This is a genomic window from Priestia sp. Y58, from assembly GCF_029522095.1.
GTDB lineage: Bacteria > Bacillota > Bacilli > Bacillales > Bacillaceae_H > Priestia > Priestia megaterium_E.
In genome coordinates, this window is the sequence record NZ_JAKWFL010000002.1 from 543,337 (window position 1) to 564,794 (window position 21,458).

General features: G+C 39.7%; 19 protein-coding genes and 1 other RNA gene. 7 read left to right on the forward strand and 13 right to left on the reverse strand.

Annotated features, from left to right (window positions below):
- Positions 1–7 precede the first annotated feature (7 nt).
- On the reverse strand, positions 8–190 hold the full coding sequence (locus tag MMB68_RS08800; RefSeq protein WP_277548783.1) for a hypothetical protein: 183 nt from the start codon (positions 188–190) through the stop codon (positions 8–10).
- Positions 191–360: 170 nt separating this feature from the next.
- Positions 361–1,071 carry a GntR family transcriptional regulator gene (locus tag MMB68_RS08805; RefSeq protein WP_277548568.1) on the reverse strand — a complete coding sequence of 237 codons (711 nt, stop codon included), beginning with the start codon at positions 1,069–1,071 and terminating at the stop codon, positions 361–363.
- A gap of 168 nt (positions 1,072–1,239) precedes the next feature.
- On the opposite strand from MMB68_RS08805, the gene MMB68_RS08810 reads away from it, so the two are divergent.
- Positions 1,240–3,123: a beta-glucoside-specific PTS transporter subunit IIABC gene (locus MMB68_RS08810; protein WP_277548570.1), complete on the forward strand. Its 1,884-nt coding sequence runs from the start codon at positions 1,240–1,242 to the stop codon at positions 3,121–3,123.
- Between the two features lie 13 nt (positions 3,124–3,136).
- Complete coding sequence (gene bglA / locus MMB68_RS08815; protein WP_277548572.1) at positions 3,137–4,576, forward strand: 6-phospho-beta-glucosidase BglA; 1,440 nt, start codon at positions 3,137–3,139, stop codon at positions 4,574–4,576.
- Between the two features lie 80 nt (positions 4,577–4,656).
- On the opposite strand, the gene MMB68_RS08820 is transcribed toward bglA, so the two are convergent.
- From MMB68_RS08820 to MMB68_RS08835, 4 genes are all read right to left on the reverse strand, one after another.
- Positions 4,657–4,806 carry a hypothetical protein gene (locus MMB68_RS08820; RefSeq protein ID WP_013058052.1) on the reverse strand — a complete coding sequence of 50 codons (150 nt, stop codon included), beginning with the start codon at positions 4,804–4,806 and terminating at the stop codon, positions 4,657–4,659.
- Positions 4,807–4,994: 188 nt separating this feature from the next.
- The gene (locus tag MMB68_RS08825; RefSeq protein ID WP_277548574.1) at positions 4,995–6,392 is read right to left on the reverse strand and encodes an NCS1 family transporter; all 1,398 of its coding nucleotides are present in this window, start codon (positions 6,390–6,392) and stop codon (positions 4,995–4,997) included.
- 282 nt (positions 6,393–6,674) lie between these two features.
- Positions 6,675–7,607: a class A beta-lactamase gene (gene bla / locus MMB68_RS08830; protein ID WP_277548576.1), complete on the reverse strand. Its 933-nt coding sequence runs from the start codon at positions 7,605–7,607 to the stop codon at positions 6,675–6,677.
- A 170-nt stretch (positions 7,608–7,777) separates the two neighbouring features.
- Positions 7,778–8,323 carry a cupin domain-containing protein gene (locus MMB68_RS08835; protein WP_269871215.1) on the reverse strand — a complete coding sequence of 182 codons (546 nt, stop codon included), beginning with the start codon at positions 8,321–8,323 and terminating at the stop codon, positions 7,778–7,780.
- A gap of 137 nt (positions 8,324–8,460) precedes the next feature.
- Here MMB68_RS08835 and MMB68_RS08840 point away from each other — a divergent pair, with 137 nt between their 5' ends.
- A complete protein-coding gene (locus MMB68_RS08840; RefSeq protein ID WP_277548578.1) occupies positions 8,461–9,078 on the forward strand; it encodes a LysE family translocator in 618 nt (205 codons plus the stop codon).
- A 328-nt stretch (positions 9,079–9,406) separates the two neighbouring features.
- Here MMB68_RS08840 and MMB68_RS08845 read toward each other — a convergent pair whose 3' ends face one another.
- Positions 9,407–9,721, reverse strand: coding sequence for an MGMT family protein (locus MMB68_RS08845; protein WP_277548580.1), 315 nt, complete (start codon positions 9,719–9,721; stop codon positions 9,407–9,409).
- A gap of 355 nt (positions 9,722–10,076) precedes the next feature.
- On the opposite strand from MMB68_RS08845, the gene MMB68_RS08850 reads away from it, so the two are divergent.
- Entirely contained in the window at positions 10,077–10,634 is a 558-nt protein-coding gene (locus tag MMB68_RS08850) for a MerR family transcriptional regulator (RefSeq protein WP_098524796.1), read from the forward strand.
- 32 nt (positions 10,635–10,666) lie between these two features.
- Here the strand turns inward: MMB68_RS08850 and MMB68_RS08855 are convergent, their stop codons facing one another.
- The 3 genes from MMB68_RS08855 to rnpB all read right to left on the reverse strand — a co-directional run bounded on the left by MMB68_RS08855 (position 10,667) and on the right by rnpB (position 12,907).
- Positions 10,667–11,551, reverse strand: coding sequence for a LysR family transcriptional regulator (locus tag MMB68_RS08855; RefSeq protein WP_264408073.1), 885 nt, complete (start codon positions 11,549–11,551; stop codon positions 10,667–10,669).
- Positions 11,552–11,908: 357 nt separating this feature from the next.
- Complete coding sequence (locus MMB68_RS08860) at positions 11,909–12,298, reverse strand: VOC family protein (protein ID WP_277548583.1); 390 nt, start codon at positions 12,296–12,298, stop codon at positions 11,909–11,911.
- A gap of 220 nt (positions 12,299–12,518) precedes the next feature.
- Positions 12,519–12,907: RNase P RNA component class B (gene rnpB / locus MMB68_RS08865), an RNA gene on the reverse strand.
- 248 nt (positions 12,908–13,155) lie between these two features.
- Here rnpB and MMB68_RS08870 point away from each other — a divergent pair.
- Positions 13,156–13,974, forward strand: coding sequence for a histidinol-phosphatase (locus MMB68_RS08870; protein ID WP_221783994.1), 819 nt, complete (start codon positions 13,156–13,158; stop codon positions 13,972–13,974).
- Between the two features lie 91 nt (positions 13,975–14,065).
- On the opposite strand, the gene MMB68_RS08875 is transcribed toward MMB68_RS08870, so the two are convergent.
- The 3 genes from MMB68_RS08875 to MMB68_RS08885 form a co-directional block, all read right to left on the reverse strand.
- Positions 14,066–15,559: a glycoside hydrolase family 1 protein gene (locus tag MMB68_RS08875; protein ID WP_221783992.1), complete on the reverse strand. Its 1,494-nt coding sequence runs from the start codon at positions 15,557–15,559 to the stop codon at positions 14,066–14,068.
- A gap of 42 nt (positions 15,560–15,601) precedes the next feature.
- Positions 15,602–17,542: a beta-glucoside-specific PTS transporter subunit IIABC gene (locus MMB68_RS08880; protein WP_221783990.1), complete on the reverse strand. Its 1,941-nt coding sequence runs from the start codon at positions 17,540–17,542 to the stop codon at positions 15,602–15,604.
- 119 nt (positions 17,543–17,661) lie between these two features.
- Positions 17,662–18,513: a PRD domain-containing protein gene (locus MMB68_RS08885; RefSeq protein ID WP_221783988.1), complete on the reverse strand. Its 852-nt coding sequence runs from the start codon at positions 18,511–18,513 to the stop codon at positions 17,662–17,664.
- Between the two features lie 324 nt (positions 18,514–18,837).
- On the opposite strand from MMB68_RS08885, the gene MMB68_RS08890 reads away from it, so the two are divergent.
- Entirely contained in the window at positions 18,838–20,418 is a 1,581-nt protein-coding gene (locus MMB68_RS08890; protein WP_277548586.1) for a histidine kinase N-terminal 7TM domain-containing diguanylate cyclase, read from the forward strand.
- A gap of 144 nt (positions 20,419–20,562) precedes the next feature.
- Positions 20,563–21,324 (forward strand): MBL fold metallo-hydrolase, encoded by a 762-nt coding sequence (locus MMB68_RS08895; RefSeq protein WP_277548588.1) that lies wholly within the window; start codon positions 20,563–20,565, stop codon positions 21,322–21,324.
- Positions 21,325–21,458: the final 134 nt, after the last annotated feature.

Genomic DNA, 21,458 nt, shown 5'->3' on the forward strand with positions numbered 1-21,458 from the left:
AATAAGTTTACTCCACTTTATTTTTAACTAACTTTACTATTGCACAACCTATGTTACCTACAAAACCAATCACGGCACCTGTAACAATAGATATTACACCTACAGCGATAAAATCCCCTTTAGTCGGCTGAAATAAATTCATAGAAAGCAGGCCAAACATAAAAAGCATTGGAAAAAGATAACTCAGCATCTTTTTCAACTTAGCACCTCTTTCCCCTATCTCGATAAACCCTGTAACCATTTTATCGTATATTAATTTCCTATTTATTACAATGTTTATCTTTTTTACATTTTTATCAGAAAAATCAAGAAAAAAGTGCCTGCCTCTCGTTCCTTGCTAATTGAGAGACGGGCACTTTTTTATAAAACATGACTCGTTGCTTGTAAAAAGAACTGAGACTGTTCGTAGTTATATGTCACTTTTGAAAAGTCAAACGGCTGGCCGTTCGCTAAGTGAAAGAGCGTTTCAATAAATAATTTAGGATCGCCTTCTTTTAATCCTAAGTACTTTGCTTCTTCTTCGTTCAGCTTGCCGACGTGAAGATATAGATCAGAAAACCCGATTTTCAAGCCAAGTCCTTCTTTGATGTAATGAAAAATAGACTGAGAAACAATTTCGTTATTTAAGTATGTAACGATGGATTTATTATAAAACGATTCTTCTAGACAAAGCGTCTGGCCGTTAATATACCGTACTCTTTTTACATAATAGACGTCACTATTTTCTTCTATGTTTAAATTTAACGCGGCTTCTTGCGTCGGCTTTCGTACATCTAACTCAATCACTTCCGACGTTAACTGAAAATCTTCAAGTTCACTCGTAAATCCTTGATTGGAAAGCAAGCCAATATAGCCTGTTCGCTTATGGCGACGGACAAAAATGCCGCTTCCTCTCACTTGAAAAACAACGCCTTTTTTCTCTAATAGATCTAAGGCCTTTGTTACGGTACTTTTGCTCGCCTTAAACTGTGCCATCAGCGTTTCTAATACAGGCAGCTTTTCTCCTTGCTGAAGCTTGTGTTCTTCAATATAGGTTTCAATTTCAATTGCAATTTGTTGGTATTTGATCATAGCTATACCTCTTTACTGAATTTGTCTCAAGAATAACACGATTATACCATAATCTAACTCCATGCCATAAACTTAAATTGTTTATTGACTATTATTTTATTTAGGTATTGATAAATTGTATCGATACAATTATACTGAAAGCGTATACTCAACAAGGGGGTTGAACATATGGGAGGGAAAATTAGAGATTATCACAAGCTTGCAGCAGACATTTTAGATGCGGTAGGCGGCGAAGAAAATATCGTAAGCGCTACACGCTGTGCTACGAGGCTGCGAATTGTGTTAAAGCGCTCGAAGCCAGAAGCCAAACGTAAGGTGTCTTCTATGGCTGGTGTCATTACGGTTGTTGAAAACAGCGGGCAGTTTCAAGTCGTTATTGGACAGCACGTGGGAGACGTTTATGAAGAGTTTGCTAGTTTAGTAAACTTGGATACCACAGAGGAGCAAACTGAAAACAAAGGGACAATCTTAAATCGCGTGATTGCTACGATGTCTGCTGTGTTTGCGCCGTTTGTATACATCTTGGCAGCAGCAGGAATTTTACAGGGTTCGTTAATACTTATTAATTTGTTTTCGGATAGCTTTGCAAAAACGGGCACATATCAAGTATTAAGCTTCATTTCGTGGGCACCGTTTGTTTTTTTACCTATATTTATCGCTATCACAGCATCTAAGCATTTTAAAACCAATACCTACATCGCAGTGGCTTGCTGTGCAGCATTAGTTAGTCCAACATGGGCAGAAATGGCGGCGAAAATTTCAGACGGAAGCAGCATTACGTTTTTAGGTCTTCCCTTATCCGAAACGGTCTATACTTCTTCTGTTTTACCGCCTTTATTTTTAGTATGGATTTTGTCTTACCTTGAAAGGTTCCTGAATAAGAGCATTCATGAAGTCGTTAGACCGCTGTTTGTCCCATTTTTATGTATGGTAATTATGGTTCCAGTAACAATTTTACTTATTGGTCCTGTTACTACGATGGGGGCTAATGGAATCGCTCATGGCTATAACTTTTTAGCTGAAAACGTACCTGCTTTGGCCGGAGCAATCATTGGCGGGTTCTGGCAAATTGTTGTTATCTTCGGGGTACACTGGGGAATTACGCCGATGGTACTTGCTAACTTTGACTTAAACGGCAGAGATTCGTTTCAAGCGTATCAGACAATTGCCGTGGTAGCTCAAGTTGGAGCGGTACTTGGGGTTATTTTAAAAGCAAAAAGCCAAGAAGCACGCAAAGTCAGCGTATCAGCCGGGATAACAGGATTATTTGGTATTACAGAGCCAGCTATCTACGGCGTAAACTTACGTTTTAAAAAGCCGTTTATCTTTGGATGCGTTTCAGGTGCTATTGGTGCCGTTGTAGCAAGTTTCTTTCACCCTTATTACTTTGCTTACGCAGGACTTCCCGGACCTCTGACCATTGTAAACGGGATCAGCCAAGATTACCCGATGTCAATCTGGGGAATTTTAATTGGATGTGCCATTGCAATCATTCTTCCCGTTCTGCTTATTCAAGTATTTGGCTACGGAGAAGATGCAGCAAAAGAATCTGCTGCTGCTCCTTTAAACGAAGTAGCCGTCAGCAACCCGAACGAAAATGAAGAAACGATCAGCGCACCGTTTAGCGGGAAAGTCATCCCTCTTTCTAGCGTACCCGATGAAGTATTCAGCTCAGGTGCGATGGGAGAAGGATTAGCGATTGATCCTTCGGATAATAAGCTTTATGCACCTTTTGATGGAACGGTTGTCATGGTAGCCCCAACAAAGCACGCCATCGGCCTTCGATCAGAATACGGCGTTGAGCTGCTTGTTCATATTGGATTAGATACCGTTACATTAGACGGCAAGCCGTTTACGCTGCATGTAGAAGACGGTGTAAAGTTTAAAAAAGGCGATTTACTCATTGAATTTGATAAAGAATTTATTGAAACACAGGGATTACAAACGATTACGCCGGTTATTATCACAAATTCAAACGCTTATCGAGAAGTAATTGTTGAAGATGTTGAAAATAGCGGACTGAATCAAACATTATTTACCGTGGTGAAATAAGGAGGAACTAACAATGACAAAGATGCCAAAGAATTTTTTATGGGGCGGCGCATTAGCAGCTCATCAATTTGAAGGTGGATGGAACCAAGGTGGAAAAGGACCGAGCGTAGTAGACGTTATGACTGCAGGTGCGCACGGTGTAGCGCGACAAATTACTGAAACAGTGGAAGAAGATAAATTCTATCCGAATCACGAAGCAATTGATTTTTACCACCGCTACAAAGAAGATATCGCGCTGTTTGCAGAAATGGGCTTAAAATGTTTGCGTACATCGATTGGCTGGAGCCGTATTTTCCCTAAAGGCGATGAAGCTGAGCCAAACGAAGAAGGACTAAAATTCTACGACGATGTATTTGATGAACTGTTAAAGCACGGAATTGAACCGGTTATTACACTGTCTCACTTTGAAATGCCCCTGCATTTAGCTCGAGAATACGGCGGATTTAGAAGTCGAAAAACGGTTGACTGCTTTGTGAAGTTCGCTGAAGTTTGCTTCGACCGCTATAAAGATAAAGTCACATACTGGATGACGTTCAATGAAATTAACAACAAAATGGACGTAAACAACCCGCTATTCTTATGGACGAACTCAGGCGTTTCTGTAAAGCCTGGTGAAAACGCAAAAGAAGTGATGTATCAAGCGGGACATCACGAACTGCTGGCAAGCGCTCTTGCCGTATCAAAAGGAAAAGAAATTAATCCGAATTTCCAAATCGGAGCGATGGTGTCACACGTGCCAATTTATCCGTATTCTTCAAACCCTGAAGATGTGATGTTAGCAGAAGAAACAATGAGACAGCGCTACTTCTTCCCTGACGTTCAAGTTCGCGGCTACTACCCAAGCTATGCGTTAAAAGAATTCGAACGAGAAGGCTATCATATTCCCTTTAAAGAAGGCGACGAAGAAATTTTACGAAACGGAAAAGTTGATTATTTAGGCTTCAGCTATTACATGTCCACAACGGTTAAAAGCGACGTTGAAGCTGACAATACGGGCGATATCGTAAACGGCGGATTGCCAAACGGCGTAGCAAACCCTTATATCAAATCAAGCGATTGGGGCTGGTCGATTGATCCAACGGGCTTGCGCTATACGTTAAACCGCTTCTACGACCGCTATCAAATTCCGCTCTTCATCGTAGAAAACGGATTTGGCGCCATTGATACGGTTGAAGAAGACGGATCCATTCATGACGCATCGCGAATTGAATATTTAAAATCGCACATCGAAGCGTTAGAACAAGCCGTGACGTACGATGGTGTGGATTTAATGGGCTATACGCCGTGGGGAATTATTGATATTGTTTCCTTTACAACAGGCGAAATGAAAAAACGATACGGCATGATTTATGTGGACCGTGACAACGAAGGAAACGGATCGATGAAACGCTACAAAAAAGATTCCTTTAACTGGTATAAACATGTGATTAAAACAAACGGTGAAGAACTATAAGAAATCAGAAAAGCCGGGTTGCTGCGTGAAGACACAGGAACCCGGCTTTTTTAAAACGTGTAAAAATAAATGCAAAAACGTTATCTCGGTTTATCTACTAGCTGTGTTTGCGCAATTTCCGTTTGCTTAATTCCCGCTCGTTGAATTTCATCCGCAAACGATTCATGTTTCAGCGTTTTGATTACCTTTTCGCTTCCATCTCGAAGAGTATACACTCTAAATTCATACATACTCTGCCCTCTCCTTTAAGCTATGATTGATGCGATACATTAGATGCGCTCCTATTAAAAGCAACTCATAATAGAGGTAACTTTTTTCTCTTCTTTACTTTACCCACTTTTTAGGAAACTAGACAAAGAGATTTAATCTGACGCTATAAAAGCCTTTGCGGAAAGCAAAGGCTTTTGTCGATGGAATGTTAGGATTCAAAAATGGTTCCTTTTTTAAATTTTGAACGTTTGAAAGCAAATTTCGTCAAAAGAATATAAGAGATTCCTGCGACTACCACCCCTATAATCCAGCCTAAATCAACTTCGATAAACGCAGCCCCTGCACCGATGAGCATCGCAAGCATAGCGCACGGATTGTAGCCGGAAAACGGTCCTTTTTCTTGATACAATTCTTCTACGTTTACTCTTTGTTTCCTTAAAATATAGTAATCCACTAGTAAAATAGAAACAATTGGACCTAAAAAAGCAGAGTAAATTAAAATGAACAGCCCAAGTCCTGCAGCTGACGAATCTTGAACAAGCACCCAAGGGAATGAACAGAAAGCAAGCAGTCCAGTAATGGTCACCGCCACTTTATAATTTGCTTTTGTCAGCAGCGTAATCACATACGTAGGCGGAATAATATTTGCCACCATGTTTACGGCAATAACACCAATCACAATAAAAGCTGATACAGCGACGGTAATATAGGAATTATCCACTACAACCGCAAACGCTTTGACAGGATTGGATATGCCCGTAGCAGAAGCAAGCATTGCTCCGATTGTAAGAACGAATCCGTAGGCTACTAGAATCGGTGTAAAGTATAAGAACCCACGCTTTGTGTCACTGATTCCTGGCTTCAGTTCTCTAGAGTAATCGGCTGCGCTTAGAAAAATTGCCGCATAATTTCCCATAAACATCATAATGAAAGAAAAGAACGGAAGTCCCCATGAACCTTTTGTATGTACCCACTTCTCCCCTACTACCTCACTATGAGAAGTTAAAAGAACACCAAATACGTAAACAAGGCCAAGCAATATGATGATTGAAGCAAGCATCTCTACCCATTTGACCGCGTGGAAGCTGTACAGGGAAAGCACAATTTGCAGCAGCTGAATGATAATAAAACAAAGAACAAGATTATCAAAAGACCCTTTGCTCAAAATTTTGCCAATTTCGTTTAAAGCGGTACCGCCTGTCCAGCTTTGGAAACCATACCAAATGATAGCTGGAATACCTCGTAAAAGAGAAGATATAACGGATCCTTTTATTCCAAAAGACATTCGAAGCTGCATCACATACGGTATGCCCGTCTTATAGCCGATTCGATCGTTCAAGACAAAAAAAGTAGAAATAATACCAATGGCAATAATCGCTGCCACAAACGTTTGAAAAAGATTTAATACCGCAGTACCTGCAATTACCAAGCTAGCCCCAAGCGTCATATTCCCTAAATTAACGCCGTCTCCAATCCACATAAACATATAGGACAACGGAGTTAGCTTTCGATCACTTTCCGCTTTTGGCTTTAGTGACGGATCAAGACTTCTATCTTGATAAGAATGCACCTCTTCTATAACGGAACTTGTTGCATTTGTAGACACTATACACTCAACTCCTTTTTATGATGTTTCCACTCTCACTTCTAACATTAGATGTAAGTTAACTTAACATGTACATAGTGTATACGAATTTTAACGCAAGTTCATTATTATTTATGTGAATTTTCTGATATTATTTTGTGCGATTTGACTAATTTTTGAGCTCAGCTCGCAACATACAGGAGTTGATGATAATAAAAAATCCAAGCGCTTACAATAAGCGCTTGGATGAGTCAGCTAGTATTTTTTTTTCACATTCATACTACTATTCTATTATCCATTTTTCTATTTATGAGCCACTCTTAAAGCCTTCACCGCTTGTTTAGCCGCTTCTGCAATCAGTTTATCATTATACTCCGCATCTTTTTCCGTGCGATTGGAAAGGATCGCAAGAACAATTGGATCTCCTTTCGGCGGCCAAAGGATGGCAATATCATTTCGCGTCGCGTATGAGCCTGCGCCTGTCTTATCGGCTACTTCCCAGCTTTTCGGCACGCCCGCTCGTATTAACGCATCCCCTGTTGTATTTCGTTTCATCCAATCCGTTAGAAGTGCACGCTTGTCTTCAGGAAGTGCCCCTCCAAGTACATACGTTTGAAGACTTGCAGCGAGCGCTCTTGGTGTACTTGTATCGTGGGTTTCTCCTGGATTCACTTCATTTAAATCCGGTTCAAAGCGCTCAGGCAGCGTCACATCGTCTCCTATGTTTTCTAATGCTTCTTTAAATCCGTCCGGTCCGCCCAGCTGCTGCAGAATTAAGTTCCCTGCCGTATTGTCGCTGTAGCGAAGCGATGCATCCGCGAGTCCTCGAAGAGTCATACCTGTATCAACATGTTTTTCTGTAATTGGGTTATAGTTCACAAGGTCATCACGCGTATAAAAGATTCGCTCGTTGAGATCTTCGATTGACTTCTGCTGTAAAAGTGCACCGACAGCAAGCGCTTTATGAGTAGACGCATAAGCAAAACGCTCATCCGAATGATACGTTACCGTTTTATTGGTACCGGTATCTAATGCAAAAACGCCAAGATTCGCATCATATTTGTCTTCAAGCTTAGCAAACTCTTGATCACTCTTTGTTTCTTGTCTTTGACATTTTACCGTTTCAGCATGTACCTCGCTGCTTGAAAAGCTTACAGCCGCCGCGCACGACAGAGCGAGTACAGGCATCATTTTTTTAAGCTTTGAAGTACGAAACATCTCTTTCCATGTCTTCATTACCCTTCAACACCTTTCCAAAAAGTATTTAGTATGTATTCTCTTAGGTAGAGATTACCAACAATGCTATTTTATCAATTGTTTATCCTTACAAACATGATAGCTTTATCACATTTGTATAATAAAAGTGTCTCACACTGAAGATGCGCAGTATAAAAATCGTAAGTATTTTAAAAAACAGGCGGTGTGACTGAGAATAAAATCACCGCTTTCTCCTCAAACGGATTATCCCATTTGTGCTTCAGATGCGAAGGGATTTTGACGCTGTCTCCTTTTTCTAGCACGTATACTTCCTCTTCTAAAGACACCTTAATTTTTCCTTCTAAGACATATGCCACTTCCTCCCCTTTATGCGCTAAAGGAGATTCTGATGAAGACTTCATCGGCGGTACTTCCATGATCGCCGTAGCTAGATTTCCCGTAAAGTCTGGCGATACTAGCGAATACGTTAACTCTTTTACTTTCATCGTTTTACGCTCGTTCGACCGTACGACTAAATGAGAGGTGTTTATTTCTTCAAGTAAAAAGCTGAAAGTGGGAACATCGAGGCATTTAGCTAAAATTTTAAGCGTTGAAATGGACGGATTAGCTAATCCCCGTTCAATTTGACTTAACATAGACGGCGTAATCTCCGCTAATTTGGCTAATTCTCGACTGCTTAGCCCCTTTGCTTTTCGAAATTTCTCTACTTTTTTTCCAATATCTATGTTTTCCATGATGATTCCTCCGTAAAAGATGTTTAATTATATTTAATTTTATTAAATTAAACTTAATAAACGGCGTTACTTATGTTAAATTAGATTTAATAAATAAAATACAGTTTAATACTATCACAGTAAGGAGGAAGAAAAAAATGAACGACATCTTCACTTTTTTGATTCTCACATTATTTGTTATTATGAGTCCTGGTATTGATACTGCTCTTATTACCAAACGAACGATGGCAGATGGACAAACGGGCGGCTATAAAATGGCATTAGGCTTAGCGAGCGGCTCTTTAGTTCATACACTCGCCGCCGCGTTTGGCTTATCGGCTCTTCTCCTTCAGTCAGCTCTGGCATTTGAAATCGTAAAATACGCAGGAGCCTTTTACTTAATGTACTTAGGAATCTCTGCCTTCCTTTCTAAAAAAAGCAATATACCTTCTTCTGAAAAAGAGGAGCAGTCAAAAGAAACATCCGCTTTTCGTCAAGGCCTTGTCTCAAACGTTCTTAACCCAAAAGTAGCGGTATTTTTCTTAACTTTTTTACCTCAATTTGTTCAAAATGATCAAAACGTAACTCTTCAATTACTTCTGATGGGAATAACGTATACGATCCTTGCTATCACGTGGTTTTTCGTATTTGTCTCTTTTATTAACTACTTACGAAAATGGCTCACAACACCTAGCGTTCAGCGCTTTATGGATAAAGCAACAGGCGTCGTTTTAATCGGTTTTGGATTAAAGCTCGCTTTTGAAAAACATAAATAACAAAAGTATGTTAGTTGAAGAAAGTTCCGAACGAGTTTGATTCTTGATGGAGAATTAAACTCATTTGGATTTTTTTATTGTGATAGTGAACGTAGGTCTAATCAGGTGCTTCTAGCTATTGATTGGAGGGCAAGACGAAGACTCCTGCGGGAAAAGCGGGAATGGCGAGACCCCGCAGGAGCACACGCGACGAGGAGGCTCACCGCCCGCCCGTGGAAAGCGAAGTCTTGCACGGAAATTAATGGCGGTGTCACAAGCGGTTCAGTTCCTCTATCTCGTTTGTTCATCTTTAGCTGGAATTAATTTCGCTATGTCTCAATTTCTTTTATTATTTATACACGTCAGGTTCATAGAGATAGACTTTAAGATCAAGCTTTCCATCCGAAGAAACGAGTATTCCTTCCGCTTCAAGTGAATGTTTTTGAACAACGTACATTTCTTCGTCTTTAAATCCAATTTCTCCTTTGGAATTAATGACCCGGTGCCAAGGCAGTTTATGTTTTCTACTCATCGAGTGCAACACTCGCACAACTTGCCTTGCACCTCGCGGACTCCCAGCCAGGCGGGCGATTTGTCCGTATGTCATTACTTTCCCGGATGGTATTTGTTTAATAAGTGCTACTGCTCGTTCTGTAAAACTCAAGTCGCTCCTCCTTTCGTTTCTTCTTTAGTACAACATTACCATATTAAATAAACAGTGAAGTAATCACTCGATTTTTCTTCAGCAACATTATAAGATAATAATAAGAAGTACGCTCATCATTGTTCAACATACTCCAAACAAATGCTTACTGATTATTTCCTATTCTTCAACTAACAAATCTTTGTGCGAGTGGCAGCTTATACCTCATTTATGACACTGTGATTATAAAAACGTTACAGAAACCAACACAGCAAGGTACGTAGAAGCGTTACATGATAAGATATACAGTAAAGATACTAGTACAAATTCAAATTGATGCTGACGAATAAGTAATCATTTAAAAAGTGGTGAGAAAATGACAAAATGGCTTAGTGTAAAAGAGTTATCTGAAGAAACGAGTATTCCTACTTCAACGATTAGAAGATATATAGATAAATTCCAATATTTCTTTATTCAAAAAGAGGATCATCGACCAAAACAATATGAAGCTGCAGCTGCGACCGTTTTACTGAAAATTAAGCAGCTTTATGATGAGGGCTGTCAAGCAGAAGAAATCAATGAAGCGCTGCAAAAAGAATTCTCTTTGACTACAAGCGAGGATCAAGCTGCCGTGTCTCTAGAAGAAGCCGAAGACAAAGAGGACACAGAGAACACAGCAGAAGCAGCCGACCAGCCCGAGGCCGACGACCAGCAGCCGACACCTCCCGAACAGCCGGTACAGCCTTCACCCCAACAAGAGCCTGATACAAAACAAATTCTTCAGGAAAAAGATAAGCAGCTTATTCAATCTTTGCGTAAAAGCCTGCGTGAACAGCAGGCCATTTCAGAATTAGTAGAAGCTTCAAAAGAAAGCAGCGTAGTAGGTAAAAAGAGATCAATTTTAAAACGATTATTCCAACGAAAAAAGGACTAAGTTTGTAAACGAGCCTGAGCTAGAAAATACCTTTATTCCTGGTCATGGAATTTATGTAAAACAAAGTTTCTAAACTGTTTAACAGCCGGCGATAGGTATCTTCCTTCAATCCATGCTAGTCCAATTACTCGGTGACAGTTGGCTTTAGCTAATGGGATTTTCACTATTTTACTTTGATCGATTCCGTGTAAATCTGGAAGGATAGAAATTCCTAAGCCGGCTCCTACAAGTCCTGCTACGGTGTCAGCTTCCTCTCCTTCAAACATAATGTGAGGCTTTTCCCCTGTCTCTTCAAATAACTGCTCAAACGTAAGACGAAGAGAAAAACCTTCTTTTAAATGAATAAAGGATTCCTCAGCAATTTCTTCTAGTGCAATACTTTCGCGATCAGCATACCGGTGATTTTTCGGTACGATCACAAACAGCTCTTCACTCCAAAGATGATGCCACTTAATGAACGATTTCTCTTCCATAGGCGCAATCAAACAAAGATCCAGTTCACCGAGCTCCAGCTGCTCAAGAAGAACGTGAGAAGGACTTTGCCTCAGCTGAAAATTCACCTTAGGATATAAACTGCGAAACGAAGCGATTAAATCTGGAATTAAATCTGTGCTGAGCGTATGTAAAAATCCAAGTGACACCTGCCCTTTCTCAGGATCTAGCAGCGCTTGAATTTCCTCTTGGCCTTTATCAAATTCTTTCATCATATTACCTACACGCTTCAAAAAAAGTTTACCGTATTGATTCAATCGAATGGATCGTCCTTGCCGGTCAAATAGCGGTGCTCCTACTTCCTCTTCGAAGCGAGCAATTGAACGACTGAGCGCAGGCTGCGTAATTAACAGCTCTTCTGCTGCGCGCGTCATATGCTGCGTGCGTGCTAGTGTTTGAAAATATTTAAACTGCTGCCACTCCACTTCGTACCATCTCCTTATCAAGGTACTTTATTCATTACACAGATACATAAAAAATGTAATTATAATGAATTATACATTATAATTAGAGGATGCTACTATAAAAAATGGAAACATACTAGAGGATGTTTTTAGTTCATCTTGACGATTGCTGTATACGGCACTTATAAAATTTTATAATTATCATTTTTTAGCAGAAAGAAGAATTTGTCCTGAAACGTAAGGAAAGTTATTAAAAAGCTAACTGAGATATCATAGTAAATTCACATCAAAAAGACCTTTCTATCACAATCAAAGAAAGGTCTTTTTTGAGAATGTAAAACGCATTTTTTCTTGTATGTACCTCTTAAAGTAAACTTTTTAAAGTTTAACTCGTTCTACTAACTGCAGCAGTTCATCATTAGGTCCGTGAAATAAAATCATACGGCCGCCTTCAAGCGTTGGCTGAGGCTCAGATGATAAAAATTCAATTCCTTTGCTCTTATAATGTTGAATCGCCTTATTTATATCCTCTACCGTAAAGGCAAGGTGGTTAACAATCCCGCTTTTGTTATACTCGCCTATCGGATCAATATCTCGAATGAGCTCAATTTCGATACCCGGCTGTTCTTCAAGATACAAAAAAGCCATCTCTCTTTTTTGGGTAGATCCTTGAAGGCGAACTTTAAAGCCAAACATATCCCCGTAGTAGTGAATCGTCTCATCCATATTTCTAACAATAATTGCTGTATGCTCCATTTTCTTAATCATGAATATTCTCCCTTTCCCCATGTTTAGTAAGTACAAGTAAACTATACCGCAATTTAGGCAATATGTATTTCCATATACCTTGAATCCTCATACTATGGTTAAAAAAATTCAAGCACTCTGTCAATGAGTCGGCTATGATTTGAAAAATAACAAACAAAAAAACAAACCCCATTGGTTTGTTTTGGTTACATATTTATAGTCAGTCTCTGTTTCAACAACGTTCGATAAGCCATGTTTTGTACCTTTGTACTGCAAACGATTTTACTCTCGTACTCAGGCGGTAATCATCTATCTACGATTACGCATGTAACCGTCCGTCTCTCCGTTGAATTCCTTAGAGACAGTTCCCCTACCATTGTTTGGGTTTCTCGCTCGTGGGGTTTACCGCGTTCCACCTTTGCTGTTTCCAGCAAAGCTTCGTCACTGTGGCACTTTCAGGGATACTCGACCATATCCGAAGACTTAGGTGGTTTTTCCCGCCGTCAGCTAAGCTATAAGCCGAGCTGCCCTAGCTTATTTTTTCACTAGGCACGAACACTACGGGCATCTCAGCACCGTGCGAGCATGGACTTTCCTCTACATCAAATGATGCAGCAATTACCTGAACGTTATTTCAGATCGTGTATGAGTAGTATATGCGTTTTAATAAGCCGAATCAAATGTAACTTTTGGTATGGATGCCATTTCAATTTTTACAGCAAATTAAATAAAATAACTTGTTTCTGTACAATCTTTTTAGTAGATGAATTACAAGCAAATCCAAGAAATATTCTCTTCATCCATTTCTACGGGGGATACTTTGTTTCTTTGTAGAATATTCTATAAGCTACATAAAAAGATAACAGAGGTGATAATACATGAACGCTGAGTTAAAATTTGATTTTCATACCCATCACGACCGATGCGGACATGCTCGCGGAACGATTCGAGATTATATAGAGGCATCCATTGATAAAGGCCTTGATATCATTGGAATTTCGGATCATTCTCCTTATTTTGCGAGCGAAGAAGACCAGCCGTATCCTCATATTGCGATGGGAAAAAGCGCATTTTCCGGATACGTAGCTGAGATTTTGAAACTAAAAGAAGAATATAAAGAGAAAATTGAAGTGCTGTTAGGCGTGGAGTCTGATTTTTTTCCCGAGCATGCAAAAATATACCAAAGCCACTATGAAAAATATCCGTTTGATTACATAATCGGCTCTGTCCATCAAGTTGATGAAATTAGCATCTTTCATAAAACGCGCTGGGAAGGACTTTCTCAGCAAGAAAAGCAGCGCACGAAAGAAACGTATTATCGATTGATCGAAGAATCCGCCCGAAGCAGAATGTTTCAGATTCTTGGCCATATTGATGCCATGAAAGGATTCTATCCCTCCTTTTCTTCTATCGAGACAGCTGTCATTGATCAGACGCTAAAAGTGATTTCAGCACATGACATTGCTATAGAAGTGAATACATCAGGCAAAACCAAAGACTGCGGAGGCTGGTATCCTGCAGATGATATTTTGGAAAGAGCCCTGCACTACGGAGTACATATTACATTTGGTTCCGATGCTCATGACCCAGAGCGTATTGGCGACGACTTTGAACTAGTAAAAAATCGGCTTAAAGAAATCGGCTTTACAGATTGGGTCTTTTTTAGACAGAAAAAAATGCAGCTGGCATCTTTGTAAAACGATGAACTTACGTAGGCTGTGAGCCAATGAAAATATGCCTGAAGACACGCAGATGAAGGAACATCTCGTGTTTTCAGGCATGTGTTTTTTACTGAGAAACTTTGACTTTTGTAGATGAAGATAAATCTTCTCCATTTGTCTGAATCACTTGTTTATACCAGTAAAAAGAATCTTTTTTAGATCGTTCAAGCGTACCATTTCCTTCATCGTCTTGATCTACGTAAATAAAGCCGTATCGTTTTGACATTTCGTTTGTTGATACACTGATTAAATCAATCGGTCCCCACGCGGTATAGCCCATTAAGTCTACACCATCTTTGACCGCTTCTTTCATTTGTTCAATATGCTGTCTTAAATAATCTACACGGTACGGATCATGAATTGATCCGTCTTCTTCTACTTTGTCATGAGCTCCTAACCCATTTTCAACGATAAACAGCGGTTTGCCGTAGCGGTTATGAAAATCTTGTAACGTATAGCGAAGTCCTTTCGGATCGATTTGCCATCCCCAATCGGACGTTTGAAGATGAGGATTTTTCACACTTCCTGCAATCATATTTCCTAGGACATTGTCTTCTTCGCTTTGCGTTGTGACAGAAAGAGACATATAGTAGCTAAATGAAATAAAGTCAACAGGATATTGTTTGATAATCTCATCGTCCCCTACCTCTTTTACGATGTGAATGTTGTTTTCTTTAAAGTAACGCTCCATTACCTTTGGATATTCTCCGCGCACTTGAACATCTGTAAAAAATAAGTTCAAGTCATTTTTATGCTGAGCTAGTAAAATATCGTCCGGATGATTCGTCACAGGATACGTTGTCATACGCGCAAGCATACACCCTACTTTTACATCTGGAATAATTTCATGAGCTAACTTAGTGGCAAGTGCACTCGCCACAAATTGATGATGCGCCCCTTGATACGCAATTTGTTCCGCTGACTGATTTGGAACATTTTCAACTAAAATACCGCCGCCTGTATAAGGACTATGCGTAATCACATTAATTTCATTAAACGTCAGCCAGTATTTCACCTTGTTTTTATAGCGTGTAAACACCGTTTCGGCGTAGCGTGTATAAAAGCCAATTAGCTTGCGGCTGTACCAGCCGTTGTATTTACGCGTAAGCTCCAGCGGCGTTTCATAATGCGACAGCGTCACTAGCGGCTCGATTCCGTACTTTAACATTTCATCAAATAGGTTATCGTAAAATTGCAACCCTGCTTCGTTTGGATTCATATCATCTCCATTAGGGAAAATTCTCGCCCAGTTAATCGAAATACGAAGCGTTTTAAACCCCATTTCTGCGAACAGTGCGATATCTTCTTTATAGCGATGATAAAAGTCGATAGCCGTACGTTTCGGAAAACGATCGTTTATTTTGTTGTTAAGCACATCTTCAATATAATCTGCTTTTACATCCATTGAATAACCAGTTCGCTCGTCTTTTGGGACAAATCGGATCATATCTGCCGTAGACAGCCCTTTTCCATCAACGTCATAAGCCCCTTCAATTTGATTAGCAGCTGTTGCTCCTCCCCATAAAAATCCTTTTTTAAATACAGTATCATTTGTTAACATAGTCCCCACGTCCTTTTTTCATATTTTTATTAAAAATAGCATTTATTTTACTACAGAAAGTAGCTGTTCCCCTTCAAAAATTGGACCTATTTCATTGACCGGCAGTACATCTAAATACTCTGCGGTGTTTGTGACAATAACCATCGTAACGGTTTCGAATCCAGCTTCTGCAATCGCATGTCGGTCAAATTCAACAAGCGGATGCCCTGCATTTACATGATCTTTTTCTTTCACCAGCGCCTTAAAATGCTTTCCTTTTAAAGAAACGGTATCAATTCCAATATGAATTAAAATTTCCTCTCCGTCCTCTCCTTTAATGCCAATTGCGTGTTGAGAATCAGGCAACACCATAATCGTTCCAGCAATAGGCGAGACTACGCGGTTGTCACTCGGTTTAATCGCAATTCCTTTGCCCATAATTTCTTGAGCAAATGTTGGATCTGACACTTGATGCAGCGGAACAAGTTCACCGTGCAACGGAGAGAAGACGCTTTTCGTTTTACCGCCTTTTTTCTCTTCTACTGCTAGAGAAACATTTTGCAGTGGCGCTTCTTCTTTGAAAGGATGTTCTTCAAGTTTTATTGTATTTTTTTCTGGTTCTTCTGAAGCAATATCTTTAAACCCAAGAGTAAGTACCAAGACAGCTGGTAAAATAACGGCCGCTGCCAGCAGCGCTACTGCGACAATTAAATTGCCTGCTGCTCCGCTTGGATCTGCAAACGTAGGAATCGCAAATACTCCGACTAATCCTCCTAATGTAAAAGCTTTAAATCCATACCATCCGGCAAAGCCACCGAGCAGTGCACTAGATGCCATAGCGTAATAAAAAGGCTTTTTTAACTTCATGTTTACCCCGTACATAGCGGGCTCTGTAATTCCAATAACAGCTGAAATGGCTGATGAAAACGCAACTTGTTTTAAATCTTTATTTTTGGTTTTTAACGCTACTCCAAAAGCCGCTCCTCCTTGAGCAAGGTTGCTGATATACATCATCGGCATCAAAACATTGTCAAATCCATACACTTTTAGATTTTGAATCGCGATTGGACCTATTGCATAGTGCATACCCGTCATAATAATAAGAGGCATAAGACCTGCCAGTAAAAGACCCGCAAGCGGACCGGCTGTTTCAAACATCCATGAGAACATAATGGCTAACCCGTCTCCCATATACGTTCCAAGCGGACCTATTACCCATAGCGTAATAGGTGCGGCGATTAGAAGTGCAAGCAATGGTGAGAACATGACCGTAACAGTAGCTGGCATCCATGAGCGAACAAATTTATATACATACTTTAATAGCAGCACACCTAAAATAATCGGTATTACACTAGACGTATAGTTAACGACTGGAATGGATATAAAATTGATTCCAAATAACGTGAATTCTTTTATTTTCGTAATACCTCGCGCTGCATCTACAAAGGTCGGATACAGCATGGCAGCTGCTAAAGCAAGCGCTAAGTATTCATTTGTTTTAAACTTGCGAGCTGCTGAAACTGCTAAGAAAAATGGCAGAAAGTAAAAGACTCCGTCTCCGATTGCGTTCAGCACTGCGTACGTATCGCTTTCTATGCTCAGCCATCCTAGGGTAGCAAATAAAGCGACAAAAGCTTTTAGCATACCTGCACCAATAAGCGCTGGTAAAACAGGAGTAAAGATTCCTGAAATGCTATCCATCACAAGTGAAACAACGCCTTGTTTTGTGCCGCTTTTCTCCTCAGCAGCGCTTCCGCTTCCTACCAAAGGTTCAACTTCTTCAAAAACTTCAGCCACTCTGTTTCCAATAATGACTTGAAACTGATCTCCAGAAAACTGAGCGCCCATCACTCCTTTTATTTGCTTAATTTCCTCCACCTGGACTTTATTCTTATCATGAAGATTAAAGCGAAGTCTCGTCACGCAGTGCCAAGCCTGGTTAACATTCTGTGCTCCACCGATTTTATCTACTACTTGTTTAGCCGTTTCTTTATATGAAGTCATTTATATCCCTCCTTTTTTCAATAAAAAAACCCAAACAGATCACCGCATGTTTGTAACATGCAAATGTCTGCTTGGGTAATGCCTGATCGAGTCAGTAACAATCCTCCAAAGAAGAACAATTATTCAGTTTCTACTAGATTCGTCACCCGCCAAATGTGTAGCGTTAAGTAAAGCTTTTCATCTGACGTTAAAGACCAACCATGCTGTTTACGAAGTAAATTAGCCACTTTTTCAACAGCTTTATATGCTTTTTCATACTTTGTTTTTACGACATCCAGCAGCGTAGCATCAACTTCCGGAGAAACATGTGGGTTCTGATCTAGCTGACGTAAAACAAAAAATCGTAGATGCGTGACAAAGCGAGAATAGTTCATGGATTCTTCGTCAAGTTTGAGCTGAAAATGATATTGAACAACATCGATAATTCGATTAATCACTTCAGTCATCTTCATCGTTTCTTCCACTTTTGCTTGTACATTCTGTGCGTTTACAAAATGATAGGTAAGAAACGTTTCTTCACTTTTAGGAAGCAGCACATCAAGCCGGTCATACACCAGTCGAATTGCGTTAACAGCCGCATTATACTCTTTCGGATAAAGCTTCTTGACTTCCCAGCGGCTTGGCTGCGCGTATTCAAGGCCATTATGGCTTCGTTCAATCGCAAAATTCAAGTGATCCGCAAGGGTCAAGTGAATATTGGTGCGAAAAGGCTCACCTATTTCTCTTTCTGCTTGCTTGATTAATTCGACAGAAACCTCGAGAATTTCTGGTTTGATGCTCTCTAAAATTTGAGCCAGCGGTCGACGAATATTGGACGACTCCGCCACAAACTTTCGTCGAATGACAGCCTTATCAACGGGATCACCTTTTTTCTTTTGGAAACCGACGCCTGTTCCCATGATGACCCATTCTACATTAGAGGAGTCTTTGACCAATGCTACGTTATTATTAAATACTTTAACAAATTTCATAGATGCTTCCCCCACATCAGAACAAACGTAAAAATCCCATCTTAAAAACACATGAACACATCACGTATTTTTAACACAGGTAATGCCTGATCGAATCAGTAACAATCCAGTTTTAAGTTATTACTGAAATTATATTCTATCATGAAAGCGATGTCAATATATAAGATACTGAATTTTTAATAATTTACTAGTGAAAGAGAAATAATTCTTATAGACTATCCATCTACTTCTTTCGCTGCTACTAAATCCCTAATAAAACATCCACATTTTATTTCAACTGTGCTACATTTAACTAAAAATGCTTTCTTAATGAGGGATACAATTGTGAATTTAGATTTAACAGCTTATATAACGCTTATCTGCACGTCCGGTGTTCTTAATTTATACTTATGTTTTTACGTATTTATTAAGCGTCACCACTACGCTAACATCGCGCATTTATTTATTCTTCATACGGGCTTCACCACCGTTTATTGTATTGGTGCGGCATTTAGCTTACTATCCGTTAACCTTGAGGAAATGAAATTTTGGACCGTCATTCAATACGTAGGCATGCCTTTTTCACCTCCTGCAGGACTGCTGTTTGTTATGCGGTATGTCGGCATAAAGGTGAGGAAAAAACATATTTTTGCCCTTTTTATCATTCCGTTTATTAGTTTGATCATGGTCGCAACAAATAACTGGCATCACCTTCATTACCGAGTGTTTGAAATTGACCCAGTTTTAGGTGCTCCTTACGTTCATCAAGAAATTGGACCATGGTACACGATTCACGGCATGTTCATCTTTTCGTCTATGTTCGTTGCTTTTTTGCTCGCCGTTTACCGATGGAAGGAAACAGCCAAAGCTTATCGCCTACAGTTAATTGCATTAATGGTCGGTCAATTAGTCCCTATGGTTACAGCTTTTGTCTATTTAATGGGGTTTACGCCGCAGGGAATTGATCCAGTTCCGATGGTTTTATGGGTTTCTTCTTTTTTATATTTATGGTCCATTAACTCATCGCGTATGTTTACGGTCATGCCCGTTGCGAAAGACGCGATATTTAACAGCATCAATGACGGTGTTATCGTGCTTGATGAAGCTTACAGATTAATTGAATTTAACTTAGCATCTAAGAACATGTTTCCGCAGCTAAAAAAAGCCATGTTTGGAAAACGGTTTGCTGATATTTGGTTCACGCTATCGGACAGTTCATTTCCTTTTACATTAGAAAATAAAAAAAGCAGTCAAGAGCTGCAGCTTTTTTCTGCGGATCAATCTCAGTATACGTATCAAGTTCGCACCTCTCCTTTGCAGTATGCTAACAACAGTCACGGCTTGCTGCTTATTTTCACGGATATCACGGAGGTAAAAAGACTTCAGCTAATGCTTGAAAATCAAGCTTATTACGATGAGCTGACGCAAATTTATAACCGCAGGGCATTTTTTCATCACAGCAAGCAAGCATTAGATGAAGCAAAAAAGTTCGCATCCTCTTTCACACTTCTTTTACTTGATATTGATTATTTTAAAAAAGTGAACGATACGTACGGTCATTATACTGGCGATCAGGTGCTTGTACATGTCGTAAAAGCCTGCCAGTCCGCATTACCGCAAGGAGCCCTTTTTGCTCGGTACGGCGGTGAAGAATTTGTACTCGCGCTAAAGGGCTATACTTTATCGGAAGGCGAAACGCTTGCCGACCAAATTCGCCGTCACGTCGAGACTCAGCCCCTACTGATTAATGAAGAAACCATTTCTGTTACGCTAAGTCTTGGAGTAGCACAAGCGGAAAAACAAGAAAATGAAACGTTAGATGAGCTGTTAAATAAAGCAGATATCGCCCTGTACGCTGCCAAACAACATGGACGCAACCAAGTACGTGTATATAAAGAGCTAAAAGAAATCTTAAAAAGAACCTAAACAGCGCTGTTTAGGTTCTTTTTGCTTTTGACTAACATTCTTTCATTTATCAAGTAAAAGTGTTAAAAGACTTGATTTTATCTATGTATTTGCGAGTAGATTATCCTATAAACTATACGTAGATCAAAAAAAGGAGAGATACAGATGAAGATTACACATATTCGTAACGCTACTCTAATTGTTGAATACGGAGGAAAAACGTTTTTAATTGATCCTATGTTAGCGGAAAAAGGCACTTACCCTCCTTTCCAAAATTCGATCAGACAAGATCAAAACAACCCTTTAGTGAACTTACCGATATCCGTTGAAGAGATTATTGATGATGTAGATGCGATTATTGTCACTCACCTCCATTTAGACCATTTTGACGATGCGGCTAAGCAGGCTTTGCCAAAAGACATCAAAATGTTCGTTCAAAATGAAGAAGATGCCGCAGCAGTAAAAGAAGCTGGTTTTAAAAATGTAGAAGTACTTACGCAAAACACGGTTTTTGAAGGCGTTGAATTAATCAAAACAAAAGGTGAACATGGAAGAGGAGAAATTTTAAAGCGTACCGGTTTAGTATGCGGCGTTGTGTTTAAACAAGAGAGCGAAAAAACGCTTTATGTAGCTGGAGATACGGTATGGTATTCCGCTGTTGAAGAAGAAATCAACACACATAAACCAGAGATCATTGTCGTAAACGGCGGAGATAATCAATTTTTAGAAGGCGGTTCTCTTGTGATGGGGAAAGAAGATATTTACCAAGTTTTTAAAGCGGCCCCTCATGCTACGATTCTTTCTGTCCATATGGAAGCTGTAAATCACTGGACGTTATCAAGAGAAGAGTTAAAAAGCTTTATCAAAGGAAAAGAAATGGCCTCTCACGTCTTTGTTCCAGATGATGGTGAAGTTTATACTTTTTAAGAGAAAAGCTGAGATAAAAGTATTCTAGTTGAATGTAAATCCGAACGAGGAATCAAGATTCTTGATGGAGAATCAACTTCGTTCGGATTTTTTCATCGGTATGTGAACGTAGGTTTCATGTATACGGGTACTTC

What these genes read in the sequence shown, in the direction of transcription:
- MMB68_RS08800 (WP_277548783.1), bottom strand. Translation starts at nt 190, where the DNA reads ATGCTGAGTTATCTTTTTCCAATGCTTTTTATGTTTGGCCTGCTTTCT.
- MMB68_RS08805 (WP_277548568.1), bottom strand. Translation starts at nt 1,071, where the DNA reads ATGATCAAATACCAACAAATTGCAATTGAAATTGAAACCTATATTGAA.
- MMB68_RS08810 (WP_277548570.1), top strand. Translation starts at nt 1,240, where the DNA reads ATGGGAGGGAAAATTAGAGATTATCACAAGCTTGCAGCAGACATTTTA.
- bglA (WP_277548572.1), top strand. Translation starts at nt 3,137, where the DNA reads ATGACAAAGATGCCAAAGAATTTTTTATGGGGCGGCGCATTAGCAGCT.
- MMB68_RS08820 (WP_013058052.1), bottom strand. Translation starts at nt 4,806, where the DNA reads ATGTATGAATTTAGAGTGTATACTCTTCGAGATGGAAGCGAAAAGGTA.
- bla (WP_277548576.1), bottom strand. Translation starts at nt 7,607, where the DNA reads ATGAAGACATGGAAAGAGATGTTTCGTACTTCAAAGCTTAAAAAAATG.
- MMB68_RS08835 (WP_269871215.1), bottom strand. Translation starts at nt 8,323, where the DNA reads ATGGAAAACATAGATATTGGAAAAAAAGTAGAGAAATTTCGAAAAGCA.
- MMB68_RS08840 (WP_277548578.1), top strand. Translation starts at nt 8,461, where the DNA reads ATGAACGACATCTTCACTTTTTTGATTCTCACATTATTTGTTATTATG.
- MMB68_RS08850 (WP_098524796.1), top strand. Translation starts at nt 10,077, where the DNA reads ATGACAAAATGGCTTAGTGTAAAAGAGTTATCTGAAGAAACGAGTATT.
- MMB68_RS08860 (WP_277548583.1), bottom strand. Translation starts at nt 12,298, where the DNA reads ATGATTAAGAAAATGGAGCATACAGCAATTATTGTTAGAAATATGGAT.
- MMB68_RS08870 (WP_221783994.1), top strand. Translation starts at nt 13,156, where the DNA reads ATGAACGCTGAGTTAAAATTTGATTTTCATACCCATCACGACCGATGC.
- MMB68_RS08875 (WP_221783992.1), bottom strand. Translation starts at nt 15,559, where the DNA reads ATGTTAACAAATGATACTGTATTTAAAAAAGGATTTTTATGGGGAGGA.
- MMB68_RS08880 (WP_221783990.1), bottom strand. Translation starts at nt 17,542, where the DNA reads ATGACTTCATATAAAGAAACGGCTAAACAAGTAGTAGATAAAATCGGT.
- MMB68_RS08885 (WP_221783988.1), bottom strand. Translation starts at nt 18,513, where the DNA reads ATGAAATTTGTTAAAGTATTTAATAATAACGTAGCATTGGTCAAAGAC.
- MMB68_RS08895 (WP_277548588.1), top strand. Translation starts at nt 20,563, where the DNA reads ATGAAGATTACACATATTCGTAACGCTACTCTAATTGTTGAATACGGA.